23 protein-coding genes are annotated in these 17,729 nt (G+C 38.9%); 6 read left to right on the forward strand and 17 right to left on the reverse strand.

Annotated elements, in window-relative coordinates; genetic code table 11:
* Position 1 precedes the first annotated feature (1 nt).
* Genes MSI_RS06675 through MSI_RS06690 form a run of 4 tightly spaced genes read right to left on the reverse strand, consistent with a single transcriptional unit; the run spans position 2 to position 2,067 of the window.
* The gene (locus MSI_RS06675) at positions 2 to 430 is read right to left on the reverse strand and encodes a GatB/YqeY domain-containing protein (RefSeq protein WP_009105064.1); all 429 of its coding nucleotides are present in this window, start codon (positions 428 to 430) and stop codon (positions 2 to 4) included.
* A gap of 25 nt (positions 431 to 455) precedes the next feature.
* Positions 456 to 1,328: a DMT family transporter gene (locus MSI_RS06680; protein ID WP_009105066.1), complete on the reverse strand. Its 873-nt coding sequence runs from the start codon at positions 1,326 to 1,328 to the stop codon at positions 456 to 458.
* Between the two features lies 1 nt (position 1,329).
* On the reverse strand, positions 1,330 to 1,800 hold the full coding sequence (locus tag MSI_RS06685) for a GNAT family N-acetyltransferase (protein ID WP_009105069.1): 471 nt from the start codon (positions 1,798 to 1,800) through the stop codon (positions 1,330 to 1,332).
* A 33-nt stretch (positions 1,801 to 1,833) separates the two neighbouring features.
* Positions 1,834 to 2,067 carry a hypothetical protein gene (locus MSI_RS06690; protein WP_009105071.1) on the reverse strand — a complete coding sequence of 78 codons (234 nt, stop codon included), beginning with the start codon at positions 2,065 to 2,067 and terminating at the stop codon, positions 1,834 to 1,836.
* 92 nt (positions 2,068 to 2,159) lie between these two features.
* Between MSI_RS06690 and MSI_RS06695 the strand changes: the two genes are divergently transcribed.
* The gene (locus MSI_RS06695; protein WP_009105073.1) at positions 2,160 to 2,693 is read left to right on the forward strand and encodes a hypothetical protein; all 534 of its coding nucleotides are present in this window, start codon (positions 2,160 to 2,162) and stop codon (positions 2,691 to 2,693) included.
* Positions 2,694 to 2,700: 7 nt separating this feature from the next.
* On the opposite strand, the gene MSI_RS06700 is transcribed toward MSI_RS06695, so the two are convergent.
* Both MSI_RS06700 and MSI_RS13950 read right to left on the reverse strand, forming a co-directional pair.
* The gene (locus MSI_RS06700; RefSeq protein ID WP_009105075.1) at positions 2,701 to 3,321 is read right to left on the reverse strand and encodes a flavodoxin family protein; all 621 of its coding nucleotides are present in this window, start codon (positions 3,319 to 3,321) and stop codon (positions 2,701 to 2,703) included.
* A complete protein-coding gene (locus tag MSI_RS13950; protein ID WP_009105077.1) occupies positions 3,318 to 4,007 on the reverse strand; it encodes a histidine phosphatase family protein in 690 nt (229 codons plus the stop codon). The genes MSI_RS06700 and MSI_RS13950 overlap by 4 nt, the downstream gene beginning before the upstream one ends.
* Positions 4,008 to 4,055: 48 nt before the next feature.
* On the opposite strand from MSI_RS13950, the gene MSI_RS06710 reads away from it, so the two are divergent.
* Positions 4,056 to 4,976, forward strand: coding sequence for a fructosamine kinase family protein (locus MSI_RS06710; RefSeq protein WP_009105080.1), 921 nt, complete (start codon positions 4,056 to 4,058; stop codon positions 4,974 to 4,976).
* Here the strand turns inward: MSI_RS06710 and MSI_RS06715 are convergent, their stop codons facing one another.
* Complete coding sequence (locus MSI_RS06715; protein ID WP_009105082.1) at positions 4,977 to 5,852, reverse strand: SMP-30/gluconolactonase/LRE family protein; 876 nt, start codon at positions 5,850 to 5,852, stop codon at positions 4,977 to 4,979.
* A gap of 141 nt (positions 5,853 to 5,993) precedes the next feature.
* Here MSI_RS06715 and MSI_RS06720 point away from each other — a divergent pair, with 141 nt between their 5' ends.
* Together MSI_RS06720 and MSI_RS06725 are read left to right on the forward strand one after the other, a co-directional pair.
* Entirely contained in the window at positions 5,994 to 6,593 is a 600-nt protein-coding gene (locus MSI_RS06720) for an AzlC family ABC transporter permease (protein ID WP_009105084.1), read from the forward strand.
* Positions 6,580 to 6,900, forward strand: a complete 321-nt coding sequence (locus MSI_RS06725; RefSeq protein ID WP_009105087.1) for a branched-chain amino acid transporter permease — start codon at positions 6,580 to 6,582, stop codon at positions 6,898 to 6,900. The genes MSI_RS06720 and MSI_RS06725 overlap by 14 nt, the downstream gene beginning before the upstream one ends.
* Position 6,901: 1 nt before the next feature.
* Here the strand turns inward: MSI_RS06725 and MSI_RS06730 are convergent, their stop codons facing one another.
* The 3 genes from MSI_RS06730 to MSI_RS06740 are packed head-to-tail and all read right to left on the reverse strand — an operon-like array spanning position 6,902 to position 9,204.
* The gene (locus MSI_RS06730) at positions 6,902 to 8,218 is read right to left on the reverse strand and encodes an MATE family efflux transporter (protein ID WP_009105089.1); all 1,317 of its coding nucleotides are present in this window, start codon (positions 8,216 to 8,218) and stop codon (positions 6,902 to 6,904) included.
* A gap of 25 nt (positions 8,219 to 8,243) precedes the next feature.
* On the reverse strand, positions 8,244 to 8,783 hold the full coding sequence (locus MSI_RS06735; RefSeq protein WP_009105091.1) for a glutathione peroxidase: 540 nt from the start codon (positions 8,781 to 8,783) through the stop codon (positions 8,244 to 8,246).
* A 13-nt stretch (positions 8,784 to 8,796) separates the two neighbouring features.
* The gene (locus MSI_RS06740; protein ID WP_009105093.1) at positions 8,797 to 9,204 is read right to left on the reverse strand and encodes a flavodoxin family protein; all 408 of its coding nucleotides are present in this window, start codon (positions 9,202 to 9,204) and stop codon (positions 8,797 to 8,799) included.
* Positions 9,205 to 9,321: 117 nt separating this feature from the next.
* Between MSI_RS06740 and MSI_RS06745 the strand changes: the two genes are divergently transcribed.
* Positions 9,322 to 9,606 (forward strand): hypothetical protein, encoded by a 285-nt coding sequence (locus MSI_RS06745; protein WP_039924496.1) that lies wholly within the window; start codon positions 9,322 to 9,324, stop codon positions 9,604 to 9,606.
* Here MSI_RS06745 and MSI_RS06750 read toward each other — a convergent pair.
* From MSI_RS06750 to MSI_RS06770, 5 genes are read right to left on the reverse strand one after another with little or no spacing between them, the layout of a single operon-like run.
* Positions 9,603 to 10,481 (reverse strand): radical SAM protein, encoded by an 879-nt coding sequence (locus tag MSI_RS06750; RefSeq protein ID WP_009105098.1) that lies wholly within the window; start codon positions 10,479 to 10,481, stop codon positions 9,603 to 9,605. The two genes, MSI_RS06745 and MSI_RS06750, sit on opposite strands and share 4 nt — an antisense overlap.
* Before the next feature lie 2 nt (positions 10,482 to 10,483).
* Positions 10,484 to 11,035 carry a ClbS/DfsB family four-helix bundle protein gene (locus MSI_RS06755; protein ID WP_009105100.1) on the reverse strand — a complete coding sequence of 184 codons (552 nt, stop codon included), beginning with the start codon at positions 11,033 to 11,035 and terminating at the stop codon, positions 10,484 to 10,486.
* 9 nt (positions 11,036 to 11,044) lie between these two features.
* The gene (locus MSI_RS06760) at positions 11,045 to 11,662 is read right to left on the reverse strand and encodes an SAP domain-containing protein (protein ID WP_009105102.1); all 618 of its coding nucleotides are present in this window, start codon (positions 11,660 to 11,662) and stop codon (positions 11,045 to 11,047) included.
* A gap of 2 nt (positions 11,663 to 11,664) precedes the next feature.
* Complete coding sequence (locus MSI_RS06765) at positions 11,665 to 11,958, reverse strand: DUF3781 domain-containing protein (protein WP_009105103.1); 294 nt, start codon at positions 11,956 to 11,958, stop codon at positions 11,665 to 11,667.
* Positions 11,959 to 11,961: 3 nt separating this feature from the next.
* Entirely contained in the window at positions 11,962 to 12,897 is a 936-nt protein-coding gene (locus tag MSI_RS06770) for a YafY family protein (RefSeq protein WP_009105105.1), read from the reverse strand.
* Between the two features lie 87 nt (positions 12,898 to 12,984).
* Here MSI_RS06770 and MSI_RS06775 point away from each other — a divergent pair, with 87 nt between their 5' ends.
* Positions 12,985 to 13,815, forward strand: coding sequence for an exodeoxyribonuclease III (locus tag MSI_RS06775; RefSeq protein ID WP_009105107.1), 831 nt, complete (start codon positions 12,985 to 12,987; stop codon positions 13,813 to 13,815).
* Positions 13,816 to 13,821: 6 nt separating this feature from the next.
* Here MSI_RS06775 and MSI_RS06780 read toward each other — a convergent pair whose 3' ends face one another.
* Both MSI_RS06780 and MSI_RS06785 read right to left on the reverse strand, forming a co-directional pair.
* Positions 13,822 to 14,199 (reverse strand): hypothetical protein, encoded by a 378-nt coding sequence (locus MSI_RS06780; RefSeq protein WP_009105108.1) that lies wholly within the window; start codon positions 14,197 to 14,199, stop codon positions 13,822 to 13,824.
* A 295-nt stretch (positions 14,200 to 14,494) separates the two neighbouring features.
* The gene (locus MSI_RS06785) at positions 14,495 to 17,725 is read right to left on the reverse strand and encodes a hypothetical protein (protein ID WP_009105110.1); all 3,231 of its coding nucleotides are present in this window, start codon (positions 17,723 to 17,725) and stop codon (positions 14,495 to 14,497) included.
* Between the last annotated feature and the right edge of the window lie 4 nt (positions 17,726 to 17,729).

Here is a 17,729-nt window from a genome sequence, read left to right on the forward strand (position 1 = left end):
ATTATTTCAAAAGACCTTCGATAATTGATTTTGCACTTTTCATGTCAAAACCTTCGATTTCTTTGAGTTTTGGCATGATGTTTTTAAGATTGCGGTCAGCTTCTGGAAGTGAATCGATTACTTTTTTTGCAGCAGCAGTCATTTCATCTGCAGAAAGCATTTTTGGCATAAACTCTTCAATAATGCGGAGTTCTTCTTCAAGCTCATCAGTTGCGGCGCCACCTTTTTTATATTCGGCGATTGTATTCTGAGTTTCCTGATACATTTTAAGGGCACATTTTTTAAAGTCAGCCTCAGTTTCAGGACGACGTTCATCAATTGTGATAGATTTTACGGCATCAGCCAGCATAAGAAGAACATTTGAACGAACAGGATTCTCTTTGCGAATCTTAAGACGTTCCATAGTAAAAGCTTTAATTGTATATTCCATTTTTTTAAACCTCGTATAAACAGTTTTACATCATTTTTCTATTCTGAACAACCGACCTTATCATTATAAAGCCCAGAATCAAAACGCCACCAAGAATTGTTTTTACAGACGGAACTTCACCGGCAAAAATAATTACCCATACCGGATTCAAAAGCGGCTCCAGCATTGTGATAAAGGAAGCTGTAAGGGCACGAACTTTTTTGATACCCACCGAATAAAGTATGGATGGAATTCCGATTGAAACCGTACCAACCATAAGAAGAAAGAAGGTTGATTTAGGGCTTGGCATTCCGCTTTGAATTACAAAAGGCAGGCAGACTAAGGCTGTTATAAGATGAGAAAGTACCATTGCACCGCCAGAATTACCTTTACACCGGCGCATAAAAATTGTTGCAAGGGCATAAGAAAGTCCAGATAGAGCCGCAAGAATGTTTCCAAGCTGATTTCCACTTTCAAGACCGTCTGCAAAAAAGAGGATGATTCCAAGCATTACTCCTAAAACGGTGATGTAGTCAGAGCCGCGGTTCTTTTCACCGGTTAAAAGAGGCGCCAGAAGGATGATGTAAATCGGGCAGGTGTACTGCAAAAGAATTGCGTTAGCCGAGGTTGTAAGTTTATTTGCCACTACAAAAAGTATCATTGTAGAAGCGTAGGAAAGAGCTGCCAACCATAGCAAAATTGTACTCAGATTATCACGACGGCCATTCTGGTCCCGCACAAAGAACTGAATCCCCTGCCTTGTGACTAAAAGCATAAAAGTTCCGGAAATAAGGCTTCTGATTCCAGCAATTGCAAGGCCGTTCCATTCAATGTTTTTTATAAAGATTCCGCCGGTACTCCACAATACAGCGCAAATCACAAGAGCGAGAGGCCCGTCGATTAAACTTTTGATTTTCATATTATTCCCCTTGAGGGATCTGATTGTTAAGACTTTTATTACGATAGTTAAGATTTGTTCTTAAAGTATAGCCCTGTTTTTCCCAGAAGGCATTTGCTATATCATTTTCCTTAAAAACAAGCCCAAAGATTTTATTTATTCCTTCTTTTCGGATAGCTTCTTCTGCCGTTTTTACAAGAAGTCCTGCTATCCCTTCCCGTCTGAAAGAAGGATGAACGCAAAGATGATGAATCATAGCACGGCGGCCATCATGCCCGGTAAGAATTACACCGACAACTTCCGGCGCATCTCCACTTCCGTCTTTAGATTCCGCCAGAAAACAGGTAGTCGGATTTCTTTTTAGATAACGCTCAATTCCTTCACGGCTGTCATCAATAGGATTCAGCGCCTTTCGGCTCTGTTCCGTACTGTTCCAAAGCTGAAAGATAGCGTCATAATCTTCTATAGTTACTAATCGAATTGAAATGCTCATTTTCTTCTATATGTATCATTTTTAACGTGGAACTCAGGCAAGTCCCATTCCGCAACCAGATTTTCTTTCTTCAGGATGTGCAACTTCAAAGCCGCATTTAGCCTCTGCGTTCAGTTCGCGAAGTTCCTTTTTTCCGTCTATGTAAAGCTGATAGTTAATTCCAGTAGATTCATAACCACAGCCAACATCATAATCATCCCCAAGAGAATCTCGGATAATCTGTTCCCGCTGCTCGCGTGTTGTGTCTTTAATCAAAATACTTTGCATGAGGGTATTTTAGCAGAAAGAAGAATTGTGCGATAGATTATATATTGAAAACCTTACGTTTGTTCTATAAATTATAAAAAGAGGCACTCATCATGGATATGCTAACAGTAAACGGAAAAGAATATCAGATTATAAAACTTCTTGGTAAGGGAAAGGGTGGATATTCCTATCTTGCGCAAAAAGATGACAGACAATATGTGCTCAAGCAGATTCATCACGAGCCGTGTTCTTACTATCAGTTCGGGGATAAAATCCAGTCAGAAATGAATGATTATAAAAAGCTTTCTTCAATCGGTATAAGAATGCCTGCCATGCTGGAAGTTGATGTTCAGAATGAGCGGATTTTGAAGGAATACATAGAAGGCACAACAATTTACGACCTTGTGATCCAAGACTGCATGAAAGAAGATTATTTCAATCAGATTAAAGAGATGTGCAGCCTTTTATACCCTGCAAAAACTAATATCGATTATTTCCCGACCAATTTTGTAGTTAATAATGGTCAGATTTTTTACATCGACTACGAGTGCAACGAATACATGGAAGAATGGAATTTTGAAAACTGGGGAATTAAATACTGGTCAAAAACTCCTGAGTTTCTAAAATACGTGGAAGAGCATAAATAAAACTTCCCTATCTAATAAAATGCGTAGGCTTCCATTCTTCTCTTTCCGGGAGTCCAAACTTTTCTTTTCCAAGGGCAATGCTCTTAATCAAAAAGCTCATGTTACGGGCAAGGGTTCGCATTGTCTGTAAGCCTTCTTCGTCTTTTTCGGCATCGCCAGGGACGCGGCCGTGAACACTGTTCCAGTACTGGCTGGAAGCTACGGGCATTCCGCTGATTGTAAAATATTTGTTCAGCTGGTCAAAGGTTGCAGAACAGCCTCCGCGGCGGGCAACCGCAATAGAAGCGCCAACCTTCATAGTTAAATCGCAGTGACAGCTGTAAAAGAGTCTGTCGCACAGAGCTGTAAGAGTGCTGTTTGCAGAGGCATAATAAACCGGGCTTGCAAGCACAAGGCCATCAGCTTTTTCAAGAAGTTCGGCCGCCTTATTCACTTCATCATCAAAAGCGCACTTTCCGTTTTTTGCACAGGAACCACAGGCAATGCAGCCGCGAATATCCTTGTTTCCAACCTGCATAACAGTAGTTTCAATCCCCTGCTCTGCAAAAATCTTTTTCATTTCTTCAATCGCTATTGAAGTATTTCCGTGCGCGTGCGGACTTCCGTTAATAAAAAGAACCTTACTCATTTTGACACCTCCTGTAATTTCAGCTCATCACCCAACCCCTTAATATGGGCCGCATCATTAAAAAGTTCAACCCGTGGATGAACATATTCCCCCGGCACAGACGGAAAATCCACCGAAATAACCGAAGTATAAGTATAGGGAAAAACACAAAGAACATAAGGGAAAGGCAGCGACAAAATATGGGCCAATGCTGCACCCCCTGATCCACCGTGGCTGAAAACCGCTATTGTTTTATTGTTTTCCCGGCTGCACAAGAATCTTCTTCCTTCGTGAACATAGTCCTGCCCTTGCAGGAAGTCATCAATACCAGCTATAACTTTCTCATAGCAGGGTATAACAGAATTATTCTTAAAATAAGGATGCTGCCGCCAGTCCTGAGTGAAAAAATCAAAATTATCTTCATTAATCATTCTGTCAGAAAGTGTCCAGATATGACCGTCGTTGGGAATGCCTTCGCCGCCCCAGGTAACTTCGCGCATAAAATCAAGGATTTTGGTTTTTAGTCCCAGGGAATTTGCTGTGTATGCCGCGGTCTCCTGCGCCCGTCCTTTTGGAGAAGAATAAATCTCAGAAATATTTTCACAAGTCAGGCGTTTTGCAGCGGCCTGGGCCTGAAGACTTCCTGTCGCAGTAAGACAGTCATTCTTGTAATCCGGTTCTCCGTGCCTGATAAATAAAATCCTCATTTTAAAACCTCATTTAATTATATCAGAGCAATATGCTATAATACTAGCATGACTAAAAGCAAAGTACCTCATTTCACTTCTCTTGCCCGAGCCCTTGTTGACCTTTTTGGCTCTTCTGTGGCAATCACTCAGACTGACAGACTTCGTGGTGGTGATATAAACAAGGCCTATGCCCTTACCCTCAGCACCGGCGATAAGATTTTTATGAAGGCTAATGCAAAAAACAATGCCGATTTTTTTACTGCAGAAGCTGACGGACTTACTGCAATTGCAGAAACTCACACAATTGCAACTCCAAAAATAATCTGTACCGGAACTGATGATGGCGAAGATGTGGGCTACAGCTTTCTTCTGTTAAAATACATTGAAAGCGGAGAGAAAAACAAAATCTTCTGGGAAGCTTTTGCAAAGGATCTTGCAGAACTGCATAAGGCAGACACTTCAAATATACTCCCGGATAAAAGCGCCTCTTTCGGCTTCTTCCAGGATAATTTTATTGGCGCCCGCCCGCAGAAAAATACACCTACCCGCACCTGGATAGATTTTTTTAGAGACAATCGCCTTGCCCCTCAGTTCCGCGATGCAGACTCCTATTTTACCCCGTCAGACCGCGAAAAAATCACAAAGCTTCTTGATAATCTTGACCGCTTCCTGATTGAACCGGAAAAGCCTTCTCTTTTACACGGAGACCTTTGGGCAGGAAACGTCATGTGCAGTGCAGAAGGAAAACCGGTTCTTATAGACCCGGCCTGCTATATCGGTCACCGTGAAGCAGACCTTGCTATGACTCAGCTATTCGGCGGATTCCCGCAAGACTTTTACGACGCCTACAATCAGGCCTACCCTCTCCAGAGCGGCTACGAAGAGCGCCGCGACCTTTACAACCTCTACCAGCTTTTAAATCACCTGAACCTTTTTGGACCGACTTATCTAGAGCCGGTTTTGAGCATTGTAGGAGAGTATGTGTAATTAAAGCCTGGCAAAATCCGTTTTTACACCTTTTGCATCAACCTTGCAGGTAAAAAGGCAGCCGTCGTGTTTTCCATTAAGGCCGTTTCCAGAACTTGTGATAAAAAGAGTACTAAGATCATCTCCGAAAAAGCAGCATGAAGTAACATTTTTTGCATCCACTTTTACAGTTGCAAGAAGACTTCCATCCTTTGTGCTTCTCTGCTCAAGACGACTTCCTCCCCAGAAGGCTACCCAGAGATTATCATCCGCATCTATGCACATGCCGTCTGTATTCCCCTTGCCTTCTTCCGGTCTGAACAAAACCTTTTGGTTTGAAATTTCACCTGTGGCTAAATCATAATCATATTCAAAAACGGCATATTGCAAAGTATCAGAAAAATAAAACTTTTTGCGATCCCGACTCCAGGCCATGCCGTTAGAAATCTTTGTATCAGCCTGCCTTACGCTAATTTTTCCTCCAGCAAGCGGATCAAGACAGAAAAGATTACCGCTTGCCTCGTGAATATCATCATCAACAGAAGAACCAAAAAATAATCTTCCGGCAGGATCTGCCTTTGCGTCGTTTGAACGCTGATAACTTTCGTAATAATCTGAAAGATTTTTAATAAGACGGCTGCTTCCGTTTTCAAAAAGATACAATCCGTCACTTGCGGCTATAACATAGGAACCAGCTTTTTCGGCAGGGACAGCGGCTCCTATTGCCTGCTTAAAATCATATGCTTTTACTGGGCCCTTACCATCTTCTCCGACTGCATAAAACATTCCTTTTGTAATATCCACCCAGGAAAGAGTTTTTGTACGATGATCATAAAAAGGCGATTCACCAAGTAAATATTTTTCATCCGAAAAAACTTGTGCAATGTATTCTTTCATATTCTTATTACCTACCTTATTATAACAGAAGAAAATGCCATAACAAACAAAACTTTTAAAATATTCTTTTCCACAAATGAGATTTTATTCTCCTCTTCCAATTCCAACCAATTTCGTTTAGACTTCCACGCAACTATTACTATGAATACACATTGCTTAAAATTTGCACTCAGGACAACGATTCCAGTTTTCCTGGGTTACATTTCCTGCGGAACAGCCTTTGGATTGATTACAATTAATGCAGGCTTTCCCTGGTGGCTTTCTCCCGCTATGGGAATTTTGATTTTTGCAGGTGCCGGACAGTTTGTTGCCATTCCGCTTTTTGCTGCAAACGCTTCAATCCCTGTAATACTTGTCACAGAACTTCTATTGAATATACGCCACATTGTTTACGGACTCCCTCTGATTAATCAATATAAAAAATGCTGCAGATTTAAGCCCTATCTTATTTATGCCCTCACTGATGAAACTTTTTCAATTCTGACTACGACAAACATTCCGCCCGATATTCCTGCAGAAGAATATTATTTTTATGTTTCAATACTTAATCAGTTTTACTGGGTTACAGGAAGCTTGATTGGCGCTATTGCCGGCACAATGATTCCTTTTGACATGACTGGAGTTGATTTTGCACTCACCTCCCTCTTTGCCGTTCTAAGCATTGACCAGATTCAAAAGTTTTTCAGAGAAAGAAAGTCTTTAAATCAAGAAGATAAGGAGGCTGAACATGCCTGTAACTAAAGCTTTGCTTGCCTCATTATTAATCGGCCTCATCGTTTTTTTGGAACGCCTTTTCCCTTTTGCAGTTTTTTCAAAAAAGAAACCGGGTAAGCTTTTTCATATTTTTGAACGATATATTCCCCCGGTTGTCATGATTTTTCTTCTGATTTACAGTCTGCGCGGCATCCGTTTTGAAAGCCTGATTCTCTGGCTTCCTCACATAAGCGCAATCACCTTTACAATCGCAACTTATTTATGGAAGAAAAACAGCCTTATCAGCATTTTTGGCGGCACTATTATCTACATGATTTTAATCCGCGTGTTATAAATTAGAACTTTATCCTCAGGAATCGTACTGAATTTATAATCGCACGAAGCATTTCGTCTGTCAGGACTGCAACAAAAACACCCAGCATGCCAAGCTTAAAGACGAAAACGCACAAAAGGGCATAAGAAACTACGCAGACGGTTCCCATAATCTGGGTAAGGAGCATCCATTTTGTGTCGCCGTAACCGCGGATTCCGTTTCCAATTATGATATTTCCGGATTTTCCAAAGAGATTTACGGCAACCAGGATGATGTAAACAACCGACATTTCAATAACAGCCTTATCGGTAGTAAAGAGACTCAAAGTAAGGCGAGGGAAAATCGAAATAAAGATAAGAGCCGCTGCCGAAACCATAGCCGACCACTTAAAGGCAGTTCCAACAATTGAACGGTAGAGCTTGTGGTCTCTTGCACCGGTAGCCTCGCCCGATAAAGTCAGGGTTGCATTTCCAATAGAGCCGATTACAACGACAAAAATCACTTCCACAGTCAAAACCATAGAATAGATTCCCGCAGCCGTTTCGCTGATTGCATTCAATATTCGTATTATAGAAAGATTTCCGAGATTCCACAGAAAATCTTCCATTGCCGTATTCACGCCAAGTTTAACTGAGCGCAGATACGGAATAGGATTTGCCTTTAGAATCCGTTTAAAGCCAGGGCTTGTAAAAAACAGCTTTCGTTTTCTGATTGCAACATAGGCAAGATAGCCCGCACCTGAAAATTCCGCAATCGTAGTTCCCAGAGCCGCACCCGTAATTTCCAGCCGAGGAAATCCAAAATTACCAAAAATCAAAAGATAATCAAGGATGATATTCAAAACCGAACGGATAATTCCGTAAGTCACCAGGGGCTTTGTTAAATTTGATGTCTGAAAGATAACAGTGTAAGAAGCGCCAAAGCCCAAAAGTAAAAAAACAGGCGCATAGATTCTTGTGTATCTGACACACAAGCCCATTACATTATCCGAAACGCCCATCAGGGTAAAAACTGCCGGACTCAAAAAAGTCCAGAACAAAAAGAGCGCAACCGGAATAATGTTATGGAATTTTATCATCGAGGCAGCATAATCCTTTGCCTTTTCAATATCTTTTTCTCCAACCGACTGACTTATCAGGATTGAAGAACCGATTGAAAGAGAAAAAATAAATGACATACTTGTCCACACCGGTGCCGTAGCATTTCCAACCGCACTCATATAAAGAATGTTCATTCGCCCAAGGAAAATACGGTCAATGAACATCTGAATCTGCGAAATCAGATTGCTCAGCATGATGGGAACAAAGATTTTTAAAAGCTTGTGTTTATATTCTTTCATAAAGACAAAAGATTATAATTTTCCTCTACAGCAAAGATTTTATACAATCTTCAACTTTATTCATATCAGCTGTAGGCTCAAAACGTGCCACAACATTACCTTCACGGTCAATAATGAATTTTGTAAAGTTCCATTTAATATCAGATTTTTTACGCCAGTCAGGATCTGCAGCGTCAAACATCTTTTCAAGAAGAGATTTAAGTTCATGCTCATCAAAACCTTCAAATCCCTTCTGTGCTTTCAAATAGGTGTAAAGAGGAAGTTCATTTGCACCGTTTACATCAGATTTTTTCATCTGAGGGAATGTTGTGTTGTAGTGAACTGTACAGAACTCGTGAATTTCATCATCACTTCCAGGAGCCTGGCCGCCAAACTGATTACAAGGGATATCAAGAATTTCGAGTCCCTTTTCGTGATAGTCCTTATAAAGCTTTTCAATCGGCGCATACTGTGGAGTAAAGCCGCATCCTGTAGCAGTATTAACAATGAGAATTACCTTTCCCTTGTATTCAGAAAGCTTTAATGTCTCGCCTTTTCCACTTGTTACTTCGTAATCATAAATCATAGTTCTATTTCTCCTATTTAAATTGTTTTGCAAATTCAGCAGCTGCCTTCAAATCAGCTTCATTTGGACGACCTTTATGAAGAGCCTTGAACTCTCCCTTACAGTGGAATTCATTTTCATCCATAGGAATTCCAACTTTAGCAGCTTCCGCCTTAACCTTTTTAAAAGTTGAATTAAGAAGCGCTGCCGAACCAAAGTTTACAATCTTTCCAATCTTATCTTTAGAAAGGCCAGCTATAAAACTTTTAACTTCCGGGTCAATACTAAATGCATAGTAAGAATTGCCAAGAAAAAGAATATCAACCTTTTCATTTACAGGCTGGCTAAGAGGAAGTGCTTCAACTCCAAGTTCTTCAGCAATAGCACGAGCAAGCTTCTCTGTGTTTCCTGTCTTTGTATAAAATCTAACCGCAAACGACATATTACCTCCGCTTTTTATGTTGTATCAAATATTGTTGTCATAAATATATCTAAGAGAATGAAAAGTGTCAATGAAATTTTTCAAGACAAACTAAAAAATACAATTTATACTGAATTCATGTGTAAAAAATGTGGAAAACCAATAAATCAAACATCTATCACCCGTTCTTCGACCTGTGATTTTTGCGGCGCAGATTTGCATTCCTGCATCAACTGCAAATTTTATTCTAAGGGAAGTCATTATGACTGTCGCGAAACAGTGGATGAACTTGTAAAAGACAAAGAACGCGCAAACTTTTGTGATTATTTTTCTGTAGCAGCCATTACTTCTTCAGGCAGTATAGCCACAGACAATAAAGCTGCAAATGCAAAAGCAGCCTTCAATGCCCTTTTTGGCGACTAAAATAAGCTCGGCTGCAGAGAATCTTCCGGGAAGTCTTCTATCCACTTAAAGACAGAATCAATTCCCAGCATGATTTTATTCTTGCGGCAAAATTGCGAAATATAAGTCATAAGCTCGCGTTCACGCGGGCTTGAAACTTCGTAGCTATCCCCGTAAGTTTTAATATATCGTTCCTTGAGGCCCGCAAAACGACTGTCAGCTACTGCCGCTTTATCCAGGGCTGCATAAAAATATTCCCGGTTTCCTTCGCGCAGGGTAAGTCCGATTCCAAAACACAAAATCGCCTTTACCCCCGCCCTGGCACAGTAATCTAAAATTCCATCTACGTTTTCTTTTGTGTCGTTTATAAAAGGCAAAAGAGGGCTGAACCACACGACCGTCGGAATCCCGCGCGCGTGGCACTCTTTGAGAACTTCAAAACGGTGGCTTGTAGGACAAACTCCCGGCTCAAGGATTTTGCATAAATCATCATCAGCGGTAGTAAGCGTCATCTGAACAACGGCTTTCGTCTTACGGTTAATCCGCTCCAGAATATCAAGGTCGCGCAAAACAAGATCTGACTTTGTAAGAACAGCAGCTCCAAAATCATAGCGTTCAATTACTTCAAGGCAGCGGCGCATAAGGCAGAGTTCTTTTTCGGCAGGAATATAGGGGTCGCACATAGAGCCTGTTCCAATCATACATCGCTTGCGTTTTTTGCGGAGGGCTTCGGCTAAAAGTTCCGGCGCATTCTGCTTTACTTCGATATCTTCGAATGCATGTGTAAACTGGTAGCACTTGCTCCGCGAATCGCAGTAAATGCATCCGTGCGAGCATCCACGGTAGATGTTCATACTTTTGGGAGTAAGAATAGTTTTCGCGTTTACAAAGTGCATTTTTATTTCCCACAATTTTTGCGGTGAGCCTTAAGTTTTTTGAGAGCCCAATCGTAGTGGCTTGAAGTCGTGCTTACAAAATAAGAGCCTAGATCGGTTCCACCTGTCCAAGCAAAATGTTTTTTAGTAAAAAGCTCTTCGTCGCTGTATTTTTCGATCAGTGAAATAAGCTCAGCGTGGGTCTTTTCAAGATTTTTCTTTGCGTGTTCAAGCGAAGTTGACTGATTACGATTCCAGAACATCACATTCATAGCTCCGTAAGTCTTCCACGAATATTCAGACGGCAGAAAAGCAATCGCAGTTTTTGCGTCAGTTTTACCGGCATTATTTTCAACGAATTTAAGCAGAAGCTTTTGCCATTCGTAAAGATGAATCAGAAGGTCGCGTACATTTTTGTCGCGGCTCCAGTGGGCTTCCTTTTTACTTGCATCGGCAGAAAAATCAAAAGGCGCCTTCATTTCAGCATCACTCATTGAAGCGATAAAATCCATGAGCTTAGAATAATTTTCTTTTGCAGCAGTAAGCAGGTCTTCCTTGTTTCTTGGTCTTGGCATAGTTTCTCCTTATGAATTTATTATATCAGCAAATTCTTCAAGCAGGTTATGATTGTAAGTTTTTTCCCTTGTCGAATTGCGAACTTCCCGCCAGAGAATCGAAGCTGTTTTGAGCTTGTCGGGGAACTGATTTGTGGCAGGGTCTGAGCAGAAGTCCTGAACAAACTTATTCCATTGCAGGCAGGACTTGTCATATTTTGCGTAAGTTTTGCGTCCATAAAAGATTTCCAGCATATCGCCGAGCGTAAAACTTTTGTCGCCGTTCTCTTTCACTTTTTTAGCAGTAGCAACCATATCAGTATTGAACTTGAAGTTTTTGATTCCAGTCTGTGTAGAAAAGAAATCACGGAAGGACTGACTAAAACAGAACTTACATTCAATCAGGCTTGTTTCCAAAGTGAGCGGAACGTCTGTTTTTTGAGTGCTGGAAGATACAGTCTTTCTTTGCTTTTCACGAATCAAATTGCCCTTGAAATATTCTTCGATATTATGATTCAGTTCAAGCTTCATGCCACTGGAGTCAATTCCAAGCTGTTTACAGATTACCTGTAGTTCCTCGCGGTACCAGTAATATTTTGAGAATTCTTCGAAAGATTTTATCTGGCAAAATTGCGGACGTTTATCCATACTCAAGCCTTGTGTGCGGTGATAATTGTGTAACAGTAGGCGTTCACTGTGATTATTGCTCCATCAATCCTGCAGTACCAGTTTTTGCCGTTCCGTGTAATCTCTGCCCGTTCGTCACAAACCCGTTCCCGACACCATCCAACAACGTCAGCCACATCTTCTCCAAGATTCAGATTGCGTCGTATTCGGTCAACTCCCATTGGCGTGGTATGTAATTGTGAAATATTCTCTAAAAGTGCGTTTTTGTTTTCCATAAAAGCAATTCTATCACACAAAATATGACAACCTAATGTCATATTTTATTTATAAACTTGAACAGTTTGATTAGCCATATCAATAATTTTCTTGCGGATATTTTTTGGGGAAATAATCTGCAAATCTGGCCCAAAACTTAAAAGCATTCCTATAAGCCAAGTTTCATCTGGTGCAGAAAAACTTACAGAAAGGCTTCCGTCCTTGTGAGTTTTTATTTCAGAACATGCAAAAGAGTCTAAGAGATAAAATGCCATTTTTGCCGAAACTTTTGCCTTGATTTTGATAAGCGATTGAGCTTGAATAACAGGCGAATCCTCCATATTAGGGATAGCTCCAGTATCTTGAATTGTTACATTAGCAGCACGTCCTGTTTCTTTTACATTTACCATACGAGAAAGCTTAAAATATCGTTCGGACTTTCTTGATGTACACCATCCCAAAAGATACCAGGCCTGCCCGCGATAAACGAGTTTCCATGGATGAACAATACGATGTTCCGAATTACCACTTCCACTGAAATAATCAAACGAAACCTGACGTTTTTTCAGAATAGAGTCTCGAAGAAGTCCAAAAAGCTGTTTTACACCCTGACCTTCAGGACTCCAGGGAGAAAAATCCACTTCCAGCCAGTCAGTATCTTTTTGAACAAGTCTGGATAGTTTTTCAGCTGCTTTAATATTTGCATTTACAGCCGTAGCAGAATTCCCACTTAAACTATTTAATGCTTTTACACTAGAGAGAATTGCAAGTTTTTCTTCTTCTGAAAGTACAGTTTTATCGAGGGCATATTTTTCAGAAATTGCAATACCCCCACCCCGTCCTCGGAGTGCATAAACGGGAACTCCAGAAACAGAAAGTGCATCTATCCAGCGGTAAATAGTTCTTGTGGACACTCCAAAACGCTTTGCCATCTCAGCTGCAGTAACATTTTTTTTATCGATAAGAACATAAACAAATTCAAAAAGCTGATCGATTTGCATAGAAAAAAATTATAACAGAAGTATCTGCTATAACAAACAAAAGTTTTGTAATATAATTTTCCTATCTCAATTATAAAGGACCCTCTTATGGCAAAATTTATTTCCTGGAATATAGATTCATTGAACGCAGCACTCACATCAACCTCCGCAAGAGCCGTCATGTCGCAGGATGTACTCAGAAAAATCGCGGCTTATGATGCAGACATAATTGCAATTCAGGAAACAAAACTGCCGGCAGAAGGCCCGTCCGCCACACACGTCGAGCTCCTGAAATCTTACTTTACCGGATACCATTTTGAATGGGTTTCTTCTGTGCCCCCTGCCAAAAAAGGCTACGCTGGCACAATGATTTTATACAAGGAAGGACTGAAGGCTGAAAAAATCGTGCCAAAATTAGGCGCACCAGACACAATGGATGATGAAGGCCGCCTTATCGCCCTCGAATTTGATAATTTCTATTTTGTAAACGTATACACTCCGAATTCCGGCGACGGACTCAAACGCCTTAAGGAACGCCAGCTCTGGGATTCCCTCTACGCAGATTATCTTTCTTCCCTCGACCAGAAAAAAGCCGTCATTGCCTGTGGTGATTTCAACGTTGCCCACAAGGAAATTGACCTTGCAAATCCTGCCAGCAACCATTTTTCTGCCGGCTTTACAGACGAAGAGCGCGAAGGCTTTACAAATCTCCTGGCAAAAGGTTTTACAGATAGCTTCCGTTTTATTCACGGTGATGTAAAAGACATTTATTCCTGGTGGGGACAGCGAATCAAAACCAGCAAAATCAACAACTCGGGCTGGCGTATTGACTACTTTATCGTCAGCGACCGCATCAAAGACAAAATCCAGAAATCCGAAATGATTGATTCCGGCCCAAGACAGGATCACACACCTATCCTTCTGGAAATTGAACTCTAGTTTTTCTTACTTCAAATGCTGAATAAGAGCAATGTTTACTCCTGTTGGAGATTCAAGCATTGCAGATTTTGAAGTTTTAGTATCGACTGTCTCATCTTTGTAGATATTTTTGAAGCCTTTATTAAGAAGCATTGTGTAGGCTTCTTCAAAATTATCAACGTTTATACGGATTCCTGAAATATCACGGGTAATATTTTCTGTAGACTTCAACACATCAAGGTAAAAGCCGTTTGCGTCTTTCATGCGGAAAACAGTGTCCTTGCGGTCGGCGATTTCGATTCCTTCTTTTGTATGATGCTTTTCAAATCCAAGCTCTTCAAAAATCTTGATTACGTTTTCCGGCTGGGAACTTGCAATAAATGGATTAAAGGTTGTAATTTTCATTAGTTTTATCCTCCGTTTAAAATTATAACACAGGAAAATAAAAACAAAAGAGGGAGAAGTCTCCCCCTCGCTCCAGCCCGCATACGGTCTTCCGCTACCCCCTCTGCGGGGGTGTGGAGGCTTACTGGTAAGCCATGTGTTATAGCAAAGCGTTAAAAAAATTGCAAAAGCAATTTTTAGCTTTACCTATCTCCCCCGCAACGCCCCCGGTTGCCGAGGACATTGCAGAAAGCATATACAGAATATATTCTTAACTCAGAATCCCTTCTAAAGATTCTGAATCAAATTTTGTTAATTACTGGTTATTAGGTGATATTTTATAAACATGACTAAGTATAGACTCTTTTGATTCAAAAACAAGCGAATAAGCATAATACTGATATTTATCAGATAGATGTATCTTATATTCACACTTATTTATATCGGAATAGTATTCCAAATTTGAGACTGTTTCCACATAAGAAAGAAGAGAAGTATCCATATATGTTTCGTCGAAATTAGCACTTGTTTCATACTTATAGATTTTATAAGATGCTCCGCTTTCATACGGCAGCATTAAAGCTTTAACAATAGGTGAACCATTTTCAAAATCGTCTACAAAAGGTACTATATCAGCAATTGAATTTACTATTTCGTATACATAGCTCATTAAAGAGCTTTCACCATTAATAATCGTTTTAATTGCATAATACTGATATTCAAAAGAATTCGGTGTAACTGCATATTCATGCACATCTTTAGAAATGCTTGCCTTTTTAGTTAATAATGAAGTGTCAAAATAAGATACATTAATTCTTCTTTTGCTTGAATAAGACCATACTTCATATGAATCAGCCGCATCATCTGAATCCCAGCGAATACTATTCAGTAATTTAGAAATATATGGAGCTTTAAACACCTTAATTATATTACTAAAACTGCTGTAGCCATCAGAATTCATAACGGCATAATACGCATATTTAGCATTCATATATCTGGACGATAAATCATATGTTGATTCAGATATTTCATCTTGATAGTTCAGTTCTGAAATATCAAAATTGCTTACATCAATATTTTCATTGCTTGAATATGAGTATAATTTTACAGAATCACAGTTCCAGGAAAGTTTTGAACCTGTAAGGGTAAGCACAGGTGTCGGACATATTTTTATGATATTACTAAAATCAGTTTCATAACCATTTAATTTGCCTTTAATTGCATAATAAATGTAGTTATTGCTTTTATTTTCTGCAATTGCATAAGAACAAGTAGTAACATTTTCTTCTGGAGACATCAAAGATGTATCAACATTGGAAGATTCAAGGTTACTTTCGCTTGTATAAGAATATACATCAAATGAATCATAACTATTGTAGTTATCCCAATCAATTTTATTTGAGGAATAATTTATATATGGAGCCTCCCCAGTAAAAGTCTTTATAACATTACTGAAACCAGAAGTATTTCCATTATCATAAACAGCCTTAACAGCATAATATGTATACATATAGTAACTACTAGAAAGTGAATAAGAGTTATTTGATGTTGTATAAGGATAATCATCAAATAATCCAGTATCAAAATCATCTTCACTCAAATCGTTATCAGTTTTATAGGAATAAACTTTATAAGTAGTAGCATCATTAATGATATCCCATGTTATTGAAGATCCTGATTGTGAAATTACTGGTGCCGGGAAATACACTTTTATTACATTACTTACAGTAAATTCTTCATTTGAATCTGTTGTTTTTACAGCATAGTATCTGATTTTGTTACTATTGCTGTTAGGAAGTGTAATACAACATGACTGTGTTGGCAAAGAAGCCTTTGTCATTTTTGTAATATCAAATGTGTTTGTATCAAGATTTTCGCTTGATTCATAAGAATAAAGTACGTAAGAAAGACCTTTTATTTTTTCCCAGGTAATTTTGGAATCTGAATCTGAATAAGAAATAACAGGTTTCGGAACAATTTTTATAACATTACTGTAACGAGATGATTCATCGTTTTCAAAATTAGCTTTTACGGCATAATATTCATACATAACTGAACTTGTTTCAGAAATACTAAATTTTGTAGAAGTTTGTGTTTCAAGCGCATCTTTGAAATTTCCAGTATTAAAAAACCCTTCAAGACCTTCTACAGGAAGATTTTCTTTACTTGAATATTTATATACAGAATATGATAGAGCATCAGTTATGCTGTCCCAGGTAATCTTGGAATCTGAGTAATCAATTACAGGAACTTTGGCTGGAGAAATGCGTACAATTTCGCTAAAGCCTGTTTTATCACTATATACTGCAAAATAGGTATATTTATCGGCAGCAATATCGGCTGTAACATCGTATTCTGTAACATTCCCTACATCTACAGAATCTCCGCCACTAACTAAAGTCATAGTATATTCATTATTTACAGACAATAAATCATTATCTGCTTTTTTATAAACTTTATATGAACTTACACCTGAAACACTTTCCCAGGTAATTTTTGAAACAGAGTCAGCATAAGAGTAGTTAAGTGCTAATTTCTTAGGCAAGATTTTTATTACATTACTAAAATCTGATTCATAGCCATTTGCTTTTACGGCTACATACAAATAATCTTTATAACTTTTGTAATCGTAATAGCTAAAGCTTGATATATCATAAGATGTTTCATTATAGACATATTTCTTTTTCTCAAACAAACTTGTATCAAAAACACCATTATTATCATTTATATCAGATGAATAGTAATAAACGTAATAGGTGCTTACATCTGGAATAGCATTCCAAAGGATTTTATCACCATCTTTGTAGATTGTAACATAGTTTCCGTCTTTTATAGTTTCTTCACTTTTGCTTGTGCTGCCGCTGCAGATTTTTACAAAAAGACTGTAGGTAATTTTTGCAGCTTCACCATCATTTTGATAAACTGCAACATTCACAGTGTAATAACCGCTTGGAATATTTTTTTCCTTAAAAGTAACAGCAGAATATGCAATGTCATTTTCAGTTTTTGAGTCAGAAAAATCTTCTGGTGTAAATGATTTAGAATAAGATGTATTTAAAGAAGAATCATCAGAAGTCATAGTTATGACAACTTTTCCGGAATTTTTTGCAGGGAACCATAGTTTTAATTCAATTGCACCAGTTCCAGTAAATTCCTTTAAGTTAAAACTAAGATAATTTTTTCCATAAGTTACATTATGTTCAATTGTATCTTCCAGCACCTGAGTATTTTCTTTAAAAGCCTTAAGTGTAAAAGTCCATTTACCAGCAGTAACTTCAAGGCTGTTATAATTGCTAATATCGCTGTAAGAAACCCAGGTATAGAGTTTTATTTCTTTACCATCTTTCGGCTGTCCCCACAATTCATAAGAAAGGTCTTCTTTTGCATGAGCCTCTGGTAGAATTGTTCTTTCTGAATCCAAGGCTATAGAAATATATGCTTTTGAATTATTGTCTGCTTCTGTGCTTTCGTTTAAAAGATTTGAACATGAGAAGAAAGCAAAGAGGCTTAATATTACTAAAATTTGAAATGTAAAAAACTTTTTCATAAAC

It is taken from the genome of Treponema sp. JC4 (assembly GCF_000260795.1).
Taxonomy (GTDB): Bacteria; Spirochaetota; Spirochaetia; order Treponematales; family Treponemataceae; genus Treponema_D.